Genomic DNA, 19,450 nt, shown 5'->3' with positions numbered 1-19,450 from the left:
ACCGGACCCTCCGTCGACGACAAAGGAGTACGGCAAAATGGCAGCAGGATCGCCCACACCGGAGTCGGGGACGCGTTACGGCGTCAACGGGGAGATCGCGTGGGCAAGTTACCCGTATCAGGATCAGGTCGTGCTGGTGACCGGCGCCGGCACCGGGATCGGCCGGGCGACAGCACGTGCCTTTCTCGAACAGGGAGCACGTGTCGCGGTCCTCGGCCGGACAGCCGAGACCCTTGAGGAGGCCGTGTCAGGATTCGACCCAGAACGTGTCCTCATCTGTATCGCGGACATGACCGATCCGGACGGACTCGCGGTCGCGGTCACGTCGATCAACGAACGTTTCGGCCGTCTCGACGTCGTCATCGCCAACGCCGGCGCGAGCGTTCCGAGCCGGATCGACACATTCGACGATGCGGCGTGGGAACGTGTACGGTCGGTCAACCTCGACGCCGTGATCCGGCTCGCCCGGCTGACGACCCCTTTGCTGCGGGCCGGCGCCGGGACGTTCCTGGCGATCTCGTCGATCGCGGGATTGCGTGGCGACTGGAACCAGTTCGCCTACAACGCCACCAAGGCCGGTCTGAACGTATTCATCCAGAGTCTTGCGCTCGACCTCGGCGCCGACGGGATCCGCGTCAACGCCATCGCCCCCGGTTTCACCGTGTCCCAGTTGACCCGGGAACGTCTCGACGACCCCGAGTTCACCGGACGGCTCATGGACCGGGTCGCCCTCGACCGGGTCGGCTACCCAGAGGACATCGCCCGTGCCGCCCTGTTTCTCGCCGGTCCCGACGCCGCCTACATCACCGGGGTGATCCTGCCCGTCGACGGTGGTACCAGCGCATCGTCGGGCACGCCACGACCGGCCGGCACGTACCGCTGACCGGGGTGGTGCCGACGGATTGCGGTTCGGTTGCCATGCGGTTCCCCGGAACCGGTGGGACCTCATGTCGCAATTTCTGGTTCTCCCGACAGAGCGGTCGCTCGGTCGGGTAGGTTTTGTGCACGTCGGCAGCCGATCCGCACCGGCATCGCGGGCGACCGCCGAGGTACGTGACCCCGTGCGGGACCACCACCCGGGAGCTGTCGAGTCGGCGGGACAGGGCAACGGATCAGGGCAGGGGGCGCAGTGGCAGCGGTGGTTCAGGACGACACCGGGGCATCGATCGACCCGACCGATGTGGCAGATCGGATCGCCGCACGTCTGGGCGCGATTCGTGGTCGGGACATCGCCGCACGCACGGCGCGTGTCCTACCGGCCGGCGCCAGCCGCACCACGTATGCGGTCACCATCGACGACGGGCCGGCGGAGGAGGCCCTGATCGTACGCGCGGTCCCATCCGCTCGCTGCGGCGAGGGCGGACTCGCCGGCGAGGTCGCGGTGTTGCGGGCCGCCCGTGACGCGGGTGTACCGGTTCCCGAAGTGATCGATTTCAGCGACTCGGCCGGGGAGGAGAGTGTCCTCGGATTCCCCTACGTCATCATGAACTTCGTCGAGGGTGAATCGATCCCCCGACCCATCCTGCGCGACGCCGCCTACGCGACGGTCCGCGACGACTTCGCCCGGCAGGCCGGGTGGATTCTCGCGCGGATCCACGCCATGGAGCCGTCCGCGACGGGTCTCTCGTCGATCGGCGAGCCGATCGAGGCATTGCGCACCGGCTTCGCCCGCGAGTACGAGCATGCACCCGCCGGTCTCGTGCTCGCCGTGGACTGGCTCGAACGACACCGCCCCGAACCGGTGGCGATGTCGGTCGTGCACGGCGACTTCCGCCTCGGCAATCTCCTGATCACCCCGGACCGGATCTCGGCGGTGCTCGACTGGGAGCTCGCTCATCTCGGTGATCCCATGGAGGATCTGGGCTGGCTGTGTGCGAAGGCGTGGCGGTTCGGTGTCGCGCGGCCGGTCGCCGGCATGGGTACGCGCGCCGACCTGCTCGATGCCTACGCCGACGTCGCCGGGTGGCGGCCGACCGAGGCCGTGCTGCGGTGGTGGGAGCTGTATGCGACGGTGCGGTGGGGCCTGATCTGTGCAACCCAGGCCAACCGGTACCTCGACGGTGCCGAACGCTCGATGGAGCTGGCCGCCATCGGACGTCGCAGCGCCGAGCAGGAGTTCGACGCGCTGCTGGCACTGCGGATCACCGGACCGGTGCGGGTCGCAGACCCGCTCGCCACCGTCGTCGAGACGAGCCGACCGCCAGAGGATCCGCACACCGCGCCGACCATGCCGGAGTTGCTGGAAGCGGTGTCGGGGTTCCTCTCCGACGAGGTGGCCGCCGATGCCGGGATCTCCCCGCAGGTGCGGTTCCACACGCGGGTGGCCGGGAACGTGCTCGCCGCCGTGCGCCGGCAACTGGTGCTCGGCGGCCACCAAGCCGTCGAGAGCCGTCGGAGGCTTTCCGAACTCGGGGTCTCGAGCAGTGCCGAGCTGGCCGCGGCGCTTCGTGACGGAACGCTGGCCACCGAGGACCCTGCCGTCCGATCCGTCGTCACCGCTGAGGTGGTGGACCGTCTGACGGTCGCCAATCCGCGGCACCTGTCCCAACCCGATTGCTGACCAAGGGGAGATCACCGTGGATTTCGCGCTGCCCGAATCACTGACCGACTACCTGGCCGAACTCGACGCCTTCATCGAAGCCGAGATCGTGCCGCTGGAGCAGTCCGACGACAACATCCGGTTCTTCGATCATCGCCGCGAGGACTCCCGAACCGATTGGGAGAGAGGTGGTCTGCCCAGCGCCGACTGGGAGGCGCTGCTCGGTGAGGCGCGGCGGCGCGCCGATGCGGCCGGACACTTCCGTTACCCGTTCCCAGCCGAGTACGGCGGCCGCGACGGCTCCAATCTGTCCATGGCCGTCATCCGGGAGCATCTGGCATCCAAAGGCCTCGGGCTGCACTGTGATCTGCAGAATGAACACGCGATCGTCGGTAACAACGTCGGCCTGCTCCTGATGCTGGAATACGGCTCCGATGAGCAGCAGCGGGAATGGGTCGACGGTTTGGCGTCGGGCACCCGCTTCTTCGCCTTCGGCATCACCGAACCCGAGCACGGTTCGGACGCCACCCATATGGAGACGACCGCGGTTCGGGACGGCGACACGTGGGTGATCAACGGCGAGAAGACGTGGAACACCGGCATCCACGTGGCCCACCGGGACATCATCTTCGCACGGACCGGCGGCGAGGCCGGGGACGCGCGCGGTATCACCGCCTTCCTGGTGGACCCGCACACCGAGGGATTCACCGTCGAGGAGTACCTCTGGACCTTCAACATGCCGACCGACCATGCGCACATCACCCTGCGGGACGTCCGCGTGCCGCATTCGGCGGTCATGGGAGACGAAGGGCGCGGGCTGCAGATCGTCCAGCACTTCTTCAACGAGAACCGGATCCGGCAGGCCGCGTCGAGTCTGGGTGCCGCCCAGTACTGCATCAACCGTGCCGTCGCGTACGCCAACGAACGGTCGCCGTTCGGGAAGAGACTGTCGACGAACCAGGCGATCCAGTTCCCCCTCGTCGAACTGCACACCCGCGCCGCGATGCTCCGCGCCCTGGTGCGTGAGACCGCCTGGAAGATGGACACCCACGGCCCCTTCTCCGCATCGCAGGAAGTGTCGATGTGCAACTACCAGGCGAACCGGTTGTGTTGCGACGCAGCGGATCAGGCGATGCAGGTGTTCGGCGGCCGCGGCTACTCGCGGCATGAGCCGTTCGAACACATCTACCGCCATCATCGTCGCTACCGGATCACCGAGGGTGCCGACGAGATCCAGATGCGTCGGGTGGCCGGCTACCTGTTCGGCTTCATGTCGTCCGGGGCGCCGAAGGGTGTCACGGGCCAGTCCGGCTGATGCGAACCTGCCCGGCCCCGGCTTGCCTGACCCCCAACCGCGTTCAGACAAGCCGGGTCCCGCTCAGCGCGTCCGCGTCGGCAGCGTCCCCTCGAGCTTGGCGATGATGGACAGCATGACCTCGTCGGCGCCGCCGCCGATGGAGCTGAGGCGACCATCGCGGTAGAACTGTGAGACCTGCGACTCGTTGGCGAAACCCATTCCGCCCCAGAACTGCACACACGCGTCGGTGACTTCCCGCATCAACCGGCCCGACTTGAGTTTGGCCATCGACGCGAGTCGGGTGGCGTCCTCACCCGAGACGTAATCTGCTGCCGCCCGGTAGGTCAGGGCACGCAGCGCCTCGATCTCGGTCCGCAGTTCGGCCAGGCGGTAGTGGATCACCTGATTGTCCAGCAGACTCTGCCCGAAGGCCTTTCGGTCGCGAAGGTAGGTGATCGTCTCTGTCACCAGGCGATCGGTGGTACCCAGGTTCCATGCGGCACCCCAGAGGCGTTCTTCCTGGAACTGCTTCATCTGGTAGATGAATCCCATGCCCTCCTCGCCGATCAGGTTCCGGCCGGGGACACGGACATCGTCGAAGAACAGCTGCGCGGTATCCGACGAGTGCATGCCCATCTTGGCGATCTTGGTGCGTTCGATGCCCGGGGTGTCCATCGGAACGACGATCAGGCTCTTGTTCTTGTGCACCGGACCGTCGGAGGTGTTGGCCAGCAGACAGCACCAGTCCGCCTGCATCCCGTTGGTGATCCACATCTTGGTGCCGTTGATGACGTAGTCATCGCCATCGCGCACCGCGGTAGTCCGCAGCGACGCCACGTCGGATCCTGCTCCGGGCTCGCTGACTCCGATACAGCCGACCGACTCGCCCGCGATGGCGGGCTTGAGGAACTGCTCTTTCAGCTCGGCGGAGCCGAAGTTCGCCAACGCGGGAGTGCACATGTCGGTCTGCACGCCGACCGCCAACGGCACTCCACCGCAGCGCGATTCGCCCATCGCCTCGGTGGCGACGACAGCGTAGGTCAGGTCGAGTCCGAGGCCGCCGTATTGCTCGTCGTACTTGATCCCCAGCAGGTCGGCGTCGCCCATCTTCTTGAAGAGATCGTGGGCGGGGAAGATCTGATCGGCCTCCCATTTCTCGACGTACGGGTTGATCTCCTTGCGGACGAATGCCCGGACACTGTCGGCGAGCTCTTCGTGCAGACTGGTGATTTCCATCGGTGTTCTCCTGGTATTCAGATGGATCGGGCGGACTTCGACCAGTACGGGGTCCGCAGGTCACGTTTGAGCAGTTTGCCGCTGGCATTGCGGGGCAGCGCATCGACGAAGTCCACCGTGCTCGGGCATTTGTAGGCGGCGAGGTGTTGGCGGCAGAATGCGATGATGTCCTCGGCGGAGACCGGTGCATCAACCGTGACCAGCGCCTTGACCGATTCGCCCCACTTCTCGTCGGGGACACCGATGACGGCCGCATCGACGATGTTCGGGTGTTCCGCAAGGACACGCTCGACCTCGGGACTGTAGACGTTCTCGCCGCCGGTGATGATCATGTCTTTGAGGCGGTCCTCGACATAGACGTACCCGTCGGTGTCGACGTGGCCGATGTCGCCGGTGCGCAGCCAGCCGTCGGCGGTGATGGTCTCCGCCGTCGCATCGGGGCGATTGAGGTAGCAGCTCATGACCTGCTCGGAGCGGAACCAGATCTCACCCTGTTCACCGGTTGGCACGTCCTCGCCGGTCGCGACGTCGACGATACGCACTTCGACGCCTGGTACGGGGACTCCCGCGGACTTCAGGAGATACGACCGCTCCGGATCGCGATGCTCGTCAGGCTGCAGGGTCACGGCCACACCGGCGATCTCGGTCTGCCCGTAGACCTGGACGAAGTCGATGTGCGGCCACGCGTCGATCGCCTTGCGCAGCGTGGACAACGGCATCGGCGCCGCGCCGTAACCCATGCGCTTCAATCCGGCCAGCGCGGCGGTGGCCTGCTCGCCGGCGGCCAGCAGTCCGCTGATCACGGGCGGAACGAAGAAGGTGTGGGTCGCCCCCGCGGCGATCCCGCCGAGCAGCGAGGCCGCGTCGGGGTTGCGGAGGACGATACTGGCGTTGCCGGATTGAATTCCCAGGAATGCCCAGCACACGCCACCGACGTGGAACATCGGCATCGCCACGAGGTTGATGTCTCCCGGCGCGAACGGGAATCGGGTCCCGACGTTGCGGGTGTGGGTCATGAGCGCGCGCTGACTCAGCACGACGCCCTTCGGGCGGCCGGTGGTTCCGGAGCTGTAGATGAGGAGCGCCGCGTCTTCGGGGTCGACACCGAGAAGGACATCGAGCGGTTGATGCGCTGCGAGGAATTCCTCGTACTCGTCGTCGCCGTCCTCGGACAGCGTCAGGACGCGCTCGACTCCCGAGTTGCCGGCGACCGCCGACGTCGCGAGGTCGGCGAACTCGTCGCCGACGATCAGAACGCGCGCACCGCTGTCGGTCATTGCGTACGTGAGCTCGTCGCCGGACAGTCTCCAGTTCAGGATCGCGACGGCCGCACCGAGAGTCGTGGCGGCGAATGCAGTCTCCAGGCATGCCGGATGGTTCTTGTCCAGGAACGCAATTCGGTCACCACGGGCGATGCCGAGCGAGGACAGGCCGGCCGCCAGGCGCCGGATGCGGTCCGACCACTCACGCCAGGTCCACGTCCGCTCGCCGTAGCGTACAGCGACCGCGTCCGGCGTCGCCGCCGCCCATCGCTCGACGAGATCCGGGAGGAGTGTCCCGTCGACATGCGGTGACGTCGCCGGCGGTTCGGTGATGGATGTCATCTCTGGTTCCTTCTCTGCGCGGTGCGATCGGTGGACGCGAGTGCTCGCCGTCACGGTGTGGGTTGTGGCAACTTTCGCATGGACCGTACGGACGGTCAATGTTCTCGTTGATGCGATCCGGAGCGTTGCTTGACTAACCGTACGTGCGGTCAGTACCGTACGTCAAGAATTGAGACCGAGCCAGTGAGCACGAGGAGCAGTCATGGCATCCATCCCCGATTTCTTGGACCCGTCCATCTACTCCGATGGCATCCCGCACGCACAGCTTGCCGAGCGGCGGGATCAGGCACCAGTGCAGTGGGTGGACGAACCAGCATCCGGATCCTTCGAGGGCGGACCGGGCTACTGGCTGGTGCTGTCTTACGACCTCGTGTCCCAGGTGTCGCGGAACCCGGGCGACTTCTCGTCATGGCGGGGCACAGCGTTCCTGCGCGAACAGCGTCCGACCGACGTCAAGGTCCTGCGTCGCATGATGCTGCACATGGACCCGCCCCAACACACGCAGCTCCGCAAGATCGTCAACAAGGCCTTCACGCCGATGGCGATCCGCAAGACCCTCGCCGACTCCATCACCCGGGTCGCCCGCGAAGTGGTGAACACAGTCTGCGAGCGGGGGAGCGCCGACCTGCTCGGTGAGGTCGCCGCCGAGATGCCGCTGCTGATCCTGGCGGAATTGCTGGGTGTGCCTGCCGAGGACCGCCACCTGCTGTACTCCTGGACCAACGCGCTCGTGGGTATCGACGACCCCGAGTACGGCGGGGACCCACAGGTGTTCCTGAAGGCCTTTGCCGAGATGTTCGAATACGCCCGTGCGCAGACCGCCGCCAAGCGGGCGAACCCGACCAACGACGTGTGGAGCACCGTGGTCAACGCGGAGGTCGACGGCGAGCGTCTGAGCGACGACGACCTCGACCGCTTTTTCCAGCTGCTCATGATCGCGGGCAACGAGACCACGCGAAACCTCATCGCCGGCGGCCTGAACATGCTCTTCACCCACCCGGATCAGTTCGATCGGCTGCGGGCGGATATGTCGCTGTTGCCGTCGGCGATCGAGGAGATGCTGCGGTTCAACCCCTCGGTGATCCAGTTCCGCCGTACCGCCACCCGCGACATGGAGTTCGGTGGCGTGCAGATCCGCGAGAATGACCGCGTCATCATCAACTACGCGTCCGCCAACCGCGACCCTTCGGTGTTCGAGAACCCGGACGTCTTCGACATCGGCCGAGATCCGAACCCGCACATCTCCTTCGGCGATGGCACCCACTTCTGCCTCGGCGCCAACCTCGCGCGACTGCAGGTGCGCACATTGCTCACCGAGCTGCTGACCCGTCTGCCCGACATCCGTGCCGACGGCGAACCCGAGCGCATGCGTTCGAACTTCATCAACGGCATCAAGAGGATGCCGGTGGCATTCACGCCCGCCGAGCGTCGCGACGCCGAACAGAGCGAGACCACTGAACCGGAGCCGGTCAGCACCGGTTCGAACGTGGCTGCCCCCGAGCCGGCCGCCGAGACCACCGCGCCCACCCATCAGACACCGCTGCACATCTTCTTCGGCTCGAACTTCGGCACCGCCGAGGAAACCGCACAGATCGTCGCCGACGAAGCGAAGCGCCGCGGCTTCGCACCGATGCTCGCCGACCTCGACGACGCCATCGACGGATTGCGCACCGACGGCGCGACCATCGTCGTGACCGCCACCTACAACGGCACCCCGCCGGACAACGCGGGCGGATTCGCGGCCGCCATCGCCGCCGGTGACGTCGACGCGACCGGGGTGAAGTTCAGTGTCTTCGGTTGCGGGAACTCTGAGTGGGACAAGACCTTCCAACACTTCCCGCGTACCGTCGACGCCGGGCTGGACGCCGCAGGTGGTATCCGGGTGCGCGATCGGGGAGAGGGCGACGCCGCCGGCGATTTCGACGAGAGCTTCGAGGCGTGGCTCGAGTCGCTGTGGCCGGCCCTCGCTGATGCAGTCGGCTTGTCGCCCGACGACCTGAGCGCCGGGTCCAAGCAGAACCGTTTCCGCATGGAGGTGGTGTCGCGGACACGCCCCGGACCGTTCGCCGCAGCGCGTGGCGCGGTGCCGCTGCGACTCACGGCGTCTGCCGATCTCACCCGTCCGATCGACGGTCTGCCGATCAAAACGGTGCGCCACATCGAGTTCCGGCTCCCGGAAGGCACCACCTACGCGGCCGGCGATCACCTCGGCGTGATCCCACACAACGACAGTGATCTCATTGCCCGGGTGACCGACCGCTTCGGCGTCGATCCGGAGACCATCGTCGTGTTGCGCGCCGACGATGCGGAGTCGACCTTCCTACCGGTCGGGGAGCGGATCAGCATCGGCGAACTCCTGCGCGATTATGTGGAGCTGCAGGGCACGGCGTCGCGGCGGCAGGTCGAGGCGATGCTCGACCACAGCCGCTACCCCTGGACGCGAGAAGCGCTGTCGGCGCTGCTCGCCTCTCCGGAGGTGTTCCGCACCGACGTCGTCGAGCGCCGCAAGTCCCTGCTGGATCTGCTCGAAGAGCACCCCGCGTGCGAATTGCCCTTCGAGACGTACCTCGACTCTCTCGGGCCGCTGGCCCCTCGGTACTACTCGATCTCGTCGTCGCCACATCATCGGCCCGGCGTGTGTTCGATCACGGTCGGTGTGTTGGCCGAGCCGGCTCGCAACGGCTCCGGCCGCGATCACCTTGGCGTGTGCTCGAACTTCCTGGCGGGCAAGCAATCCGGTGACGACGTCTATGCGTTCGTCCGCGACACCTCCTCGACGTTCCGTCTGCCCGCCGATCCTTCGGTGCCGGTCATCATGATCGGTGCGGGAACCGGTCTCGCGCCTTTCCGCGGATTCCTCACCGAACGCGCCACCCAGGCCGCCGATGGTGTCGCCCTCGGAGAGGCGCTCGTGATCGCCGGGGCCCGCCACCCACGGGCGGACCTGCTCTATGCCGAGGAGTTCCGTGCCTTCGACAAGGCCGGTATCGCCCGCATCGAGCACGCGTTCTCGCGGGTGCCGGGCGCGCCGAGGGTGTATGTCCAGGACCGGGTCACTGACATGGTGGACGAGATCCTCGACAGGCTCGACGCGGGTGCCCACGTCTACCTGTGTGGCGCCAATGCGATGGCCGACGGCGTGGCGAACGCGCTCATCGCGGCGCATCAGACCCGTCATGGCGTCGAGGCGGATGTCGCACAGAAATGGTTTGCGGATCTTTCCGCATCGCCGCGCTATCACGTCGACGTGTGGGCCGTCGGCTGATCACCGATCGTTGACCATCGGGCTCGAGGGGGAGTAATTCATGCACATTCACGCTGCCGTACTACGCGATTCCAGCGCACCGTTGCGAATCGAGACGTTGGAACTGCGGGCTCCGGGCCGCGGCGAGGTTCTCGTCGAGATCGCCGCGACCGGCGTGTGCCATACCGACATGTTGCCGCGTCGTGCGGGTTTCCTCGCACAGCCGCCGATCGTGCTCGGCCACGAGGGCGCCGGCGTCGTCACCGCCGTCGGCGACGACGTGACCGGCGTGCAGGTTGGCGATCACGTCCTCATCTCCTACGCATCCTGCGGGGAGTGCCGGACCTGCCTTGCCGGCGAGCCCTTCAACTGCTTTCGATTCTTCGCACTCAACATGACCGGACGCGACGCGGATTCCGACGGCCCGATGACCGACGAGGCGGGCCACCCGGTCGCGTCGAGCTGGTTCGGTCAGTCGTCGTTCGCCACCCATACCGTCGTGTCGGCGGCGAATGTGGTTCGCGTCGCCAAGGATTTGCCGCTGCAACTGCTCGCTCCGATGGGCTGCGGTTTCCAGACCGGTGCGGGTGCGGTGCTGCGAGCCCTGCGAGCGTCCGCCGGTTCGACAATTGCTGTGATCGGCGTGGGAGCTGTCGGGCTTGCCGCGGTCATGGCGGCCCGCGCGGCCGACTGCGCGGAGATCATCGCCGTCGATCGCAACGAGAAACGTCTCGCAGTAGCCGAGAAGCTCGGGGCGACAATGGTATTTGACTCGTCAGCGGTGGCCTTCGACAAAGCCATCCGCTCGACGGTGCGCGGTGGGGTCGACGCGATCATCGACACCACCGGCAGTGCTGCGGTGATCGAAGCGGCCATCGGAGCCGTACGTCCGGGCGGTCGCGTCGGGATGGTCGGCACCGTCGACCGTGATCTCGCGATTCCTGCCGGTGCCCTCGGCCCCAGCAAAACCCTTCTCGGCATCATCGAAGGTGGTGCCGTCCCCGGGGAGTTCATTCCCGAACTCGTCACCCTGTGGCGGGACGGGAACTTTCCGATCGATGATCTGATCACCACGTACCCGCTCTCGGAGATCAACCGGGCCGAAGCCGACCTGCGGGCCGGCACGGTCGTCAAACCCGTCATCCTCCCCAACGTCATCTGACTGCCACCATCATCTGACTGGAGTAATCGTGTCCACCACTTCCGCGCCTGCGGCGCTGTCACCGTCAATCACCGAGCGCGACCAGATCTACGTCGCGGGTGCCTGGCGCACCGGTGGCGCCGGATCGCGGCCGGTCCTGTCGCCCGCGACCGGTCAACCCGTCGGGTCTGTGGGCGTGAGCAACACCGACGACGTCGACGCCGCCGTCGCGGCTGCCCGCACGGCGCTCACCGGCTGGGCGGGTTTGGCCGCCGCCGAGCGGTCGGCCGTGCTGCATCGCCTGGCCGACGAATTGAGCGCCCGCGCAGCCGACATCGCCACACTCGTGACGGCGCAGAACGGTATGCCCATCACGTTGTCGGTCCCTGCTGAAGGCCACGGACCGGTCGAGATCTTGCGCTACTACGCCGATCTCATCCTCGATGAGGACCTCGAGACCCGCCGCCCCGCGGTCGGACGGCCGGGCAGCACCGTCGTGCGCCACGCTCCGATCGGGGTGGTCGCCGCGATCGTGCCGTGGAACTTTCCGCAGTCCTTGGCGATGTTCAAGCTCGCGCCGGCGTTGGCCGCCGGTTGTCCGGTGGTGATGAAGCCGGCACCGGAAACACCCCTGGATGCGTTGCTGCTCGCCGACGCGGCCCACGCAGCGGGCTTGCCCGCCGGAGTCCTCAGCGTCATTCCGGGCGACGTCGAGATCGGTCGTCACCTGGTCGCCCACCCCGGAGTCGACAAGGTTGCCTTCACCGGTTCGACAGCTGCCGGCCGTGAGATCGGTGAGGTGTGTGGTCGTCTGCTGCGTCCGGTGACGCTCGAACTCGGCGGAAAGAGTGCGGCGATCGTGCTCGACGATGCGGACATGACGTCGATGGCCCGCGGCCTGGCGTCGGCGAGCCTGCTGAACGCGGGACAGACGTGCTATTCGTCGACGCGGATCCTGGTGCCCAACAGCCGCTATCAGGAAGCCGTCGACGCCATCGTGTCGATGGTGGGGTCGATGCCCATCGGGGATCCGTTCGATGCTGCCACCCGGGTCGGGCCGCTGATCTCGCGGACACAGCGCGACCGAGTCATGGCGGCAATCGCCGAGGCCACCGCGGCCGGCGCCCGGGTTGCCACCGGTGGAGAGGTGCCCGACGGCCTGCCCGACGGCAACTACCTGGCCCCAACCGTGCTCACCGACCTCGACAACACCTTCGCCATCGCGCGTCAGGAGCTCTTCGCACCCGTGTTGTGCGTCATCGGCTACGACACCGTCGAGGAGGCGATCTCGATCGCCAACGACTCCGACTACGGACTCGGCGGCACGATCTGGACCCGCGATGAGGAGCGCGCACTGGACCTCGCCCGCACCATCGAGACCGGTGCTGTCGGGATCAACTTCTTCAGCCTCGACATCGGGGCCCCGTTCGGTGGGGTGAAGGCCTCCGGGCTGGGGCGCGAGCTGGGGCCGGAAGGTCTCGGCGTCTATCGGGTGAGCCAGTCGATCTACCTTCGGCCACCGCGGAAGTAGGCCGAAACGACACCGCGCGGGACTGCCCCGGTCGTCAGACCGGGACGGCCCTTTCGTGTTTGAGTTCCGAGGGCCCAAAAGGGTAGGGTGCCATCACCTCGACAAACGCGTGATCATTTGGACTTGGGTAATGTGGTCAATAAAGACTCCGGATCGTATTTCCGCCGGGGCGGTGAATCGTGGTGCGTGACTCCGACAACTTGAATTGTCCGCATGTTCATTATCGCAACGTCCAAGTCCCGCAGTTCTGAGACTTGAAAGCGGCATCAGATGATTCGATCGTAACCGTTGCTGGTCCGGTAGCGTTGTCGTTTGCAATGATATCGTCCGCGGACCCACTGGTTGACGATTCCCTCTCCCAGTAACAACCATCACCGCCCTCCGTGTGATAAGTCCCTGCTCGAATGTCCGTTCCTACGACCCACGTTCCGTCCGAGAACGTTGTCTCGGGACCGGGCGGCGGCGGGGACGTAGTCACAGTCTCGGTTTCGGTCACAGCAGGCGCCGAGGCTGTGGCCGTCACGGTTGTCGTCACAGGAGCGGCAGATGACGTCTTTGAGTCGCCATTCCCAGCGGACCCCCATAGCCAAACCAAATATCAATGCGGCAACCATGCTGAGTACCCATGGCCAGCGACGTCGTTTCGGTTGGCCGGGTGATGGTGCGGTGGGCTGTTGGGGCGCTGGGAGGGTCATTGGCTGCTGCGACTCCTCGATCGAGGGAAACGTAATTGGGGGATAGTGGCAACTTTGAATATTACTTCGCGAGAGCAGTTATTCGGAGTCGGATGAAAACATTTATCAATTTCCACGATCAGACTATTCCGACATTTACGGATCATTCTGACAATTGGTACAGGTAGAGTCCTGAATGATCTTGTGTCCAGTCAGTTATGTTCATTGCGCAACTAGAAGTCATATCCGATCGGCGTTCTGGAGGCTACATTTCCGCCAGAGAAATTGCCGATTATTTCACGTTTATGGCTCACCACGACGGAGGCGGCAGACACCGCACAGGGCCGCCCCGGCCGTCAAGCCGTGGCGGCCCTGTCGTGTTTCGGTGCTCAGCGCACGGGCGTCACCACGTCGAGCTGATCAGTGTCGTATCGGCCACGCAGCGTCCGCTTGTCGAGCTTGCCGACCGTCGTCTTCGGGATCTCGGCGACGAAGGCCCACCGCTCGGGCACCCACCAGCGTGCGACACGGTCCCGCAGGTGCTCGGTGAGGTCCGCTGCCCCGATCTGCGCGCCCTCCTTGACCACGATGCACACCAGCGGTCGCTCCTCCCACTTCTCGTCGGGGACACCGAAGACCGCGACCTCGGCGACATCGGGGTGATCGGCGAGCGCGGCCTCCAGTTCGACGGTCGAGATCCACTCGCCGCCGCTCTTGATGCCGTCCTTGAGGCGGTCCTTGATCGAGAGCCAGCCGCCGGGGGAGATGGCGCCGAGGTCCCCGGTGCGCAGCCACCCCTCGTCGAAGGCGTCGGCGCCGTCACCGCCGACGTAGGCGCCCGTGATCGTCGCGCCGCGCAGCTGGATCTCACCGACGGACTCACCGTCCCAGGGTAGTTCGGCGCCGTTCTCGCCGACGATCCGCGCGGACACGCCGGGGACGATGTGTCCCGTCATGGCCTGCTTCACGATGCGGTCTTCCGGTGCGGTGTCGGGTTCCGGGCGGCTGAAGGTCAGCAGGGGACTGGTCTCGGTCATGCCCCAGCCCTGGGTGAGGGTGACGTCGTGGTCGGCGAGCCGCTTGACCAGCGCCGTCGACAGCGGCGACCCGCCGGACACCGCCAGCCGCAGGCTGGAGTAATCCACGTCGTTCTCCCGAGCATAGGTGTCCAGTCCGGTCCACAGGGTCGGGACCGCGGCCGTCGCCGTCGGCCGTAGCGTGGTGATGACGCGCGCGAGGTGATCGACACCGAGGTGCCGGTCGCCGAGCACGATGTCGGATCCGGCGACCCAGGCGGCGTGCGGCCAGCCCCAGGCATTCGCGTGGAACATCGGCACGATGGGGAACACCCGGTCGGCATCGCTGAACCCGAAGGCGCTGCCGGTGGAGATCTGCAGGGTGTGCACGTAGATCGAGCGGTGGCTGTAGGCGACGCCCTTGGGGTTGCCAGTTGTTCCGCTCGTGTAACATAGTGCGGCAGCGTCGTTCTCGGGTACGACAGGCCAGTCGATCGTGGTCGCCGCGCCGGCGAGCAGGTCGGCATAGCGGTGCACTGCGATCGACGGCGGAGCGGCGAGTTCTGCATCACCGACAACGATCACGTGCTCGACGGTGAGTCGGTCGATGATCAATGCCAGCGTCGGGATCAGCGTCTCGTCGACGATGATGGCGCGATCGCCGGCGTGCTCGACGATGTAAGCCAGCTGATCGGGATGGAGTCGGAGGTTGAGCGTGTGCAGCACGGCGCCCATCGAGGGCACGGCCAAATAGGCGGCCAGGTGAGCGGGGTTGTTCCAGCACAGAGTGGCCACCACGTCACCCTCACCGAGACCGATGTCGCGCAGGCCGTTTGCCAGCCGCACCACGTCGTCGCCGAACTCCGCGAACGTGCACTCGGTCACGACATCGTCGTCGTAGTGGACGATCCTGCTGTTCGGATGGACCGCGCGGCCATGCTCGAACAGACCGGACACGTTCAGTGCCACGTCCTGCATCGTGCTCTTCATTTTCTGTCCTCCCACTCGGTGGTGTTCAACCGAGTGTAGACCGTACGTACGGTCAGTGGTAGGGTGGTCGGCGATAGAAACGAGGAGGTGCGGCGGATGAGCCGACAAGCCATGATCGTAGGCGCCGGCCTGACCGAGGTGGGGAAGGTCTACGGGCGCACGGCCCGGGAGTTCGCCGCCGACGCCGTGAGGCGAGCGGTTGCCGACGCCGGGATGACGCTCGGCGACGTAGACGGACTGCTCATCAACGCACGGGGTGGCACCGACCTCAACCTGGGCCTGGCCAAGGCGCTTAACCTGCGGGACCTGCGCATGCTCGCCGAGGTGAACGCGTTCGGTGCGTCGGCCGCACTCATGGTGTCACAGGCGGCGAACGCGGTGTTGTCGGGTGAGGCTGAGGTGGTGGTGTGCGTCTTCGCCGACGACCCGCTCAAGCCCGCCGGCGACACAGGCGCGGCATACCGCAAGTCGTCGTCGACGGCCACCGGCTTCCGCAGCGCCGAGACGGCATCGGGCTTCACGAGCGTCAACCATCGGTATGCGTTGGCCGCCAGCCGGTACATGTCCACCTACGGAGTCACGCAGGACCAGTTCGGTGCCGTCGCGGTGAGTCAACGGGCGTGGGCGGTCGACAACCCGGTGGCGACGATGCGCACGCCGATGACGCTGGAGGACTACCATTCATCGCGTTGGATCGTGGAGCCCCTGCACCTGTTCGACTGCTGCCTGGTGAGCAACGGCGGGGCGGCCATCGTTATCACCACCCCGGAGCGCGCGGCCGACACTCCGCGGCCGTCGGTCGCGATCGCCGGTTGGGCACAGTCGCATCCGGGCTATTCATGGGAACGCGGGTCGGACTTCGGTCTCGTCACCGGTGCGGCACAGGCGGGTCCGGCCGCGCTGGCCATGGCGGGTTTGAAGCCCGGCGACATCGACGTCCGGGAAATCTATGACTGCTACACCTACACGATGTTGGTCACCCTCGAGGACTACGGCTTCTGCGACAAGGGGGAGGCGGGCGCGCTGGCGGCCAGTGGCGCCCTCGCACCGGGTGGCGCGCTGCCGACCAATACCGGTGGCGGACAACTGTCGTCGTATTACCTGTGGGGGATGACGCCGCTCATGGAGGCGATCGACCAGCTCCGCGGCGTGGCAGGGGTACGGCAGGTGGACCGGTACGCCACCGCGATCGTCAGCGGAAACGGTGGACTGCTGGATCACCACGGAACCGTCGTGCTCGGTGCACCCGAACAAGGTTGGGAGAAATGAGATGACACGACGCGGAGCCGTCGCCTCGGAAGACTCGCAATGGTATTTCGACGCGCTGACGGCGGGACGTCTCGAGTTGCCGCGCTGTGAGGTGTGCGGACACTGGGCGCGCCCCACCTCGGCGTCGCTGTGTGCCGAGTGCGGAAGCGACGCGATGACACCTGTGGAGTCAAGCGGGAAGGGGCGCATCGTGTGCACGATCGTCGACCACCGGGCCGTGGAGGGCGAGCGGGTCCTCGGACTCGTCGAACTCGACGAAGGACCCTGGATCGCCGGGCAGATCCTCGCCGACCCGGACGGAGCCCGCCCGGCCCAGGGCACGGCCGTCGTGTTGCGGATCATGGCGTTCGACGACGGTGAACCCGTACCCGCCTTTGCAGTGACCCGAGACGACTGAGTGTCGACACTGCACTCACACGTACGTACGGTCAGTGCTGGCGGTAGTGTCGAGCTACGGCGCCCGCCGGTGCCGTATGCCCAGAAGGGAGGCTGAACGTGACTCAGGCAACATCGGCCCGCAAACGCCCAGCTGCCAAGGGTCGGCGCAGCAGCCGTGACGAGATCCGCAATGCCTTCACTCGCCGCGTCGCCGAACTCGGATACGACGGTACGAATTTCGGTGCCATCGCCGACGAGCTGGGTATCAGCAAAGGAACCATCGTCCACCATTTCGGGACGAAGGAGAAGCTGTTCGCGGACGCGCACGAGCAGTACATGGAGCGGCGACTCGCCGAAGCGCACGCCATCGTCGACAGCCTGCCATCACCCGACCAGCAGATGGCCGGTCTTGTCTGGGCCTTTTCGATGTATCAGACCTACGGCCGGACCGAGACAGTCGCGTTCCAACGGGAGATCATCCGCTTCAACGACGCCGAATCGATGCGGCACTCCAAGGACTTGCGCGACGAGTACCTCGACCTCATCAAACGGGTACTCCAGTCAGGGGTCGACGCGGGGCTGTTCCATGACGGTCCCGCCGCCATCTGGGCCCTGCAGATCTTCGGTGGCACACAGTGGATGTGGACCTGGTTCGCTCCCGACGGGCCGGTCTCCAACGACGCGGTCGCTCAATCGTATGTGGCCCTGATCCTGCGCGGGCTCATGCGCGAGCCGCAGCGCGCAGAGGAACTCTTCGATGTCGACGGGCCCGTCCGCGCGGCCGTCTACGCGGTACTCGACGCCGGCGCCGAATAGGGCCGTCACCTCTGAGATCAGTAGCGTCCGATGGCTTCCGCGCGTGTGCCGCGGCCACCAGTCGCGGCCCTTCGGATGACGACATCTTCGGTCGCCGGGTGCGTGCGAATTCCTTCTCGTGTTTGTGTGGGGGCTTGTTTAGCTTGTTCAGGCTCTTCTGGCCGCCGGTATCATGGCTGTCATGGCGACCAGGACGACGGCCGGCGACAGGCGCACCCAGACGCGGGCGAAAGGCTCGACCGGCCGAGGCCGCACCGCTTCCGGCCTCTCGGTGATCGAAGGGTCGCCCGGGTTCTCAGCGGCCGTCGATGACGCGTTGCGCAGTGTTTCCGAGCCCGTGCGCGAGAGCTTCCTGCGTGGTGTCGGCGAGAACGATGATCTCGACGCGGCCCTGTGGGGTCCGGGTCCCACACCGACTCAGCGCAAGGAGGCGGCACTGGAGAATCTGCGCCGGCAATTCACCGCGCGGCACGCGGTGGTTGGACACTCGCTGACTCGTGCCGAGGCCGCGGAGCTGCTGGAGGTGTCCGAACAGGCCGTGCTCGACCGCATCAAGTCGGGTGATCTCCTCGGGTTGAAGAAGGGGCGCGAGTGGCGACTTCCCCTGTGGCAGTTCAATGCCGGCTGCGCCCACGGCTTCGTGCCGGGGTTGGCACGGCTCCGCGACGAATTTCCCGGGGGCCTGGTGTCGCTGACCGAATGGGTCACTGCGCCCAATGTCGATCTCGACGGCGCGACACCAGCCCAGGCGCTCGCCGGGGACCGCGTCGACGAGGTCATCGCGGTTGCGGCCATCGCCACGTCGGCGGCGTGGTAGCGGCGCTGCCGACGCCGGTCCGTCCTCTCACCGGTGGGAGGGCGTGGACATGGCGCTGGCGCGAGCCCGCACCCTCTCATCCGTGGTATTGGTGCCGCATCTACCACCGATCAGAGCACGCACTCGATGGTGCCGCCCACCGGTCCTTCGGTCCCCTGCACCGGCTCGACCACCACATTCCGGCCCCGTCCGGCATCGCGCAGAACTGCCCGGACAACCGGTCGGTGCTCTACGTCGCCGGCAACCTCACGACGGCGTTCGGTGAGGTCTTCGGCGACCTGAGAGACGCGGCTGTCTGCCCGAATTACCGCGTGGCACTGGTGAAACCGACGTCTCCGATCAGGGTGCTCGATCTACGGGGAGAAGGTGCCGCCATGCGCATCGGCGCGCTCCCATCGTTGGCGACCGGCGACTACCCGCGACCGCGTACGCAGGAATGGGCCCGGGCGATCTACGAGGACCAGCCCGTTGCTCGCCGTAGGGTGCGCGGTGTCTACTACCACGCGGCGCACTCCAACGGCCGAGCGTTGGCGTTGTGGAACACCGACGTCGACGTCGAGGTCGTGCGCGCAACCGTTGGACAGGTCCAGGATTTCGCCCTGGCCGCCACGAGCATGTGGCCGAGGGTCGTCGGCGCCGCGGTATCACTGGGAATGCGGACCGGTCTCACACCACACTGTCCGCGCTGTTGATGATGCGTGCGTCCGGAAGTCACAGGCCGACCGCTCACGTGAGCACACCGTGTGCCGCTGCCTGCGCACGTATCCAGCCGATGTCGGTTGCGAGTAGTTCGACGACTCGATTCAGGTAGCGAGTACTCGTTACAGGCGTGTCGTTGTGGACGAGGCTTGTGCACACGCGACGCCCGGACTGAGCGCCACCTCGCCGCAGAGGAGGT

At 66.4% G+C, this 19,450-nt stretch carries 15 protein-coding genes; 11 read left to right on the top strand and 4 right to left on the bottom strand.

The genetic code is table 11. The features are described 5' to 3' along the window. Positions 1-37: 37 nt before the first annotated feature. From GORHZ_RS13750 to GORHZ_RS13740, 3 genes are all read left to right on the top strand, one after another. Positions 38-883 (top strand): SDR family NAD(P)-dependent oxidoreductase, encoded by an 846-nt coding sequence (locus tag GORHZ_RS13750; protein ID WP_006333946.1) that lies wholly within the window; start codon positions 38-40, stop codon positions 881-883. 246 nt (positions 884-1,129) lie between these two features. After that, positions 1,130-2,560 (top strand): phosphotransferase family protein, encoded by a 1,431-nt coding sequence (locus tag GORHZ_RS13745; RefSeq protein ID WP_006333945.1) that lies wholly within the window; start codon positions 1,130-1,132, stop codon positions 2,558-2,560. A 16-nt stretch (positions 2,561-2,576) separates the two neighbouring features. Continuing rightward, on the top strand, positions 2,577-3,854 hold the full coding sequence (locus GORHZ_RS13740; RefSeq protein ID WP_006333944.1) for an acyl-CoA dehydrogenase family protein: 1,278 nt from the start codon (positions 2,577-2,579) through the stop codon (positions 3,852-3,854). Between the two features lie 63 nt (positions 3,855-3,917). Here GORHZ_RS13740 and GORHZ_RS13735 read toward each other — a convergent pair whose 3' ends face one another. Then, entirely contained in the window at positions 3,918-5,072 is a 1,155-nt protein-coding gene (locus GORHZ_RS13735) for an acyl-CoA dehydrogenase family protein (protein WP_006333943.1), read from the bottom strand. 17 nt (positions 5,073-5,089) lie between these two features. Continuing rightward, positions 5,090-6,676 (bottom strand): long-chain-fatty-acid--CoA ligase, encoded by a 1,587-nt coding sequence (locus tag GORHZ_RS13730; protein ID WP_006333942.1) that lies wholly within the window; start codon positions 6,674-6,676, stop codon positions 5,090-5,092. Between the two features lie 202 nt (positions 6,677-6,878). Between GORHZ_RS13730 and GORHZ_RS13725 the strand changes: the two genes are divergently transcribed. From GORHZ_RS13725 to GORHZ_RS13715, 3 genes are read left to right on the top strand one after another with little or no spacing between them, the layout of a single operon-like run. Then, complete coding sequence (locus GORHZ_RS13725) at positions 6,879-9,941, top strand: cytochrome P450 (RefSeq protein ID WP_006333941.1); 3,063 nt, start codon at positions 6,879-6,881, stop codon at positions 9,939-9,941. 40 nt (positions 9,942-9,981) lie between these two features. Continuing rightward, entirely contained in the window at positions 9,982-11,082 is a 1,101-nt protein-coding gene (locus tag GORHZ_RS13720) for an NAD(P)-dependent alcohol dehydrogenase (RefSeq protein WP_006333940.1), read from the top strand. A 28-nt stretch (positions 11,083-11,110) separates the two neighbouring features. Beyond that, a complete protein-coding gene (locus GORHZ_RS13715; RefSeq protein WP_006333939.1) occupies positions 11,111-12,592 on the top strand; it encodes an aldehyde dehydrogenase in 1,482 nt (493 codons plus the stop codon). 220 nt (positions 12,593-12,812) lie between these two features. On the opposite strand, the gene GORHZ_RS32390 is transcribed toward GORHZ_RS13715, so the two are convergent. Continuing rightward, positions 12,813-13,070, bottom strand: a complete 258-nt coding sequence (locus GORHZ_RS32390) for an Rv1352/Rv1906c domain-containing protein (RefSeq protein ID WP_505677565.1) — start codon at positions 13,068-13,070, stop codon at positions 12,813-12,815. Between the two features lie 585 nt (positions 13,071-13,655). Further along, positions 13,656-15,272 (bottom strand): fatty acid--CoA ligase, encoded by a 1,617-nt coding sequence (locus tag GORHZ_RS13710; RefSeq protein ID WP_040531869.1) that lies wholly within the window; start codon positions 15,270-15,272, stop codon positions 13,656-13,658. 96 nt (positions 15,273-15,368) lie between these two features. Between GORHZ_RS13710 and GORHZ_RS13705 the strand changes: the two genes are divergently transcribed. The 5 genes from GORHZ_RS13705 (at position 15,369) to GORHZ_RS13685 (ending at position 19,244) form a co-directional block, all read left to right on the top strand. Beyond that, the gene (locus tag GORHZ_RS13705; RefSeq protein WP_006333937.1) at positions 15,369-16,541 is read left to right on the top strand and encodes a thiolase family protein; all 1,173 of its coding nucleotides are present in this window, start codon (positions 15,369-15,371) and stop codon (positions 16,539-16,541) included. 1 nt (position 16,542) lies between these two features. Then, on the top strand, positions 16,543-16,938 hold the full coding sequence (locus GORHZ_RS13700; protein WP_006333936.1) for a Zn-ribbon domain-containing OB-fold protein: 396 nt from the start codon (positions 16,543-16,545) through the stop codon (positions 16,936-16,938). Between the two features lie 98 nt (positions 16,939-17,036). Next, on the top strand, positions 17,037-17,735 hold the full coding sequence (locus GORHZ_RS13695) for a TetR/AcrR family transcriptional regulator (protein WP_006333935.1): 699 nt from the start codon (positions 17,037-17,039) through the stop codon (positions 17,733-17,735). 181 nt (positions 17,736-17,916) lie between these two features. After that, entirely contained in the window at positions 17,917-18,552 is a 636-nt protein-coding gene (locus GORHZ_RS30880; RefSeq protein ID WP_245551421.1) for a helix-turn-helix domain-containing protein, read from the top strand. Further along, the gene (locus tag GORHZ_RS13685) at positions 18,546-19,244 is read left to right on the top strand and encodes an RES domain-containing protein (RefSeq protein ID WP_006333921.1); all 699 of its coding nucleotides are present in this window, start codon (positions 18,546-18,548) and stop codon (positions 19,242-19,244) included. The genes GORHZ_RS30880 and GORHZ_RS13685 overlap by 7 nt, the downstream gene beginning before the upstream one ends. Positions 19,245-19,450: the final 206 nt, after the last annotated feature.

It is taken from the genome of Gordonia rhizosphera NBRC 16068 (assembly GCF_000298195.1).
Lineage (GTDB): Bacteria > Actinomycetota > Actinomycetes > Mycobacteriales > Mycobacteriaceae > Gordonia > Gordonia rhizosphera.
This window is presented reverse-complemented; position numbering and strand designations above follow the sequence as displayed.

Excerpts from the sequence above, each read along its gene's own strand:
- GORHZ_RS13750 (WP_006333946.1), top strand. The coding sequence starts at position 38 with ATGGCAGCAGGATCGCCCACACCGGAGTCGGGGACGCGTTACGGCGTC.
- GORHZ_RS13735 (WP_006333943.1), bottom strand. The coding sequence starts at position 5,072 with ATGGAAATCACCAGTCTGCACGAAGAGCTCGCCGACAGTGTCCGGGCA.
- GORHZ_RS13730 (WP_006333942.1), bottom strand. The coding sequence starts at position 6,676 with ATGACATCCATCACCGAACCGCCGGCGACGTCACCGCATGTCGACGGG.
- GORHZ_RS13725 (WP_006333941.1), top strand. The coding sequence starts at position 6,879 with ATGGCATCCATCCCCGATTTCTTGGACCCGTCCATCTACTCCGATGGC.
- GORHZ_RS13720 (WP_006333940.1), top strand. The coding sequence starts at position 9,982 with ATGCACATTCACGCTGCCGTACTACGCGATTCCAGCGCACCGTTGCGA.
- GORHZ_RS13710 (WP_040531869.1), bottom strand. The coding sequence starts at position 15,272 with ATGAAGAGCACGATGCAGGACGTGGCACTGAACGTGTCCGGTCTGTTC.
- GORHZ_RS13705 (WP_006333937.1), top strand. The coding sequence starts at position 15,369 with ATGAGCCGACAAGCCATGATCGTAGGCGCCGGCCTGACCGAGGTGGGG.
- GORHZ_RS13700 (WP_006333936.1), top strand. The coding sequence starts at position 16,543 with ATGACACGACGCGGAGCCGTCGCCTCGGAAGACTCGCAATGGTATTTC.
- GORHZ_RS30880 (WP_245551421.1), top strand. The coding sequence starts at position 17,917 with ATGGCGACCAGGACGACGGCCGGCGACAGGCGCACCCAGACGCGGGCG.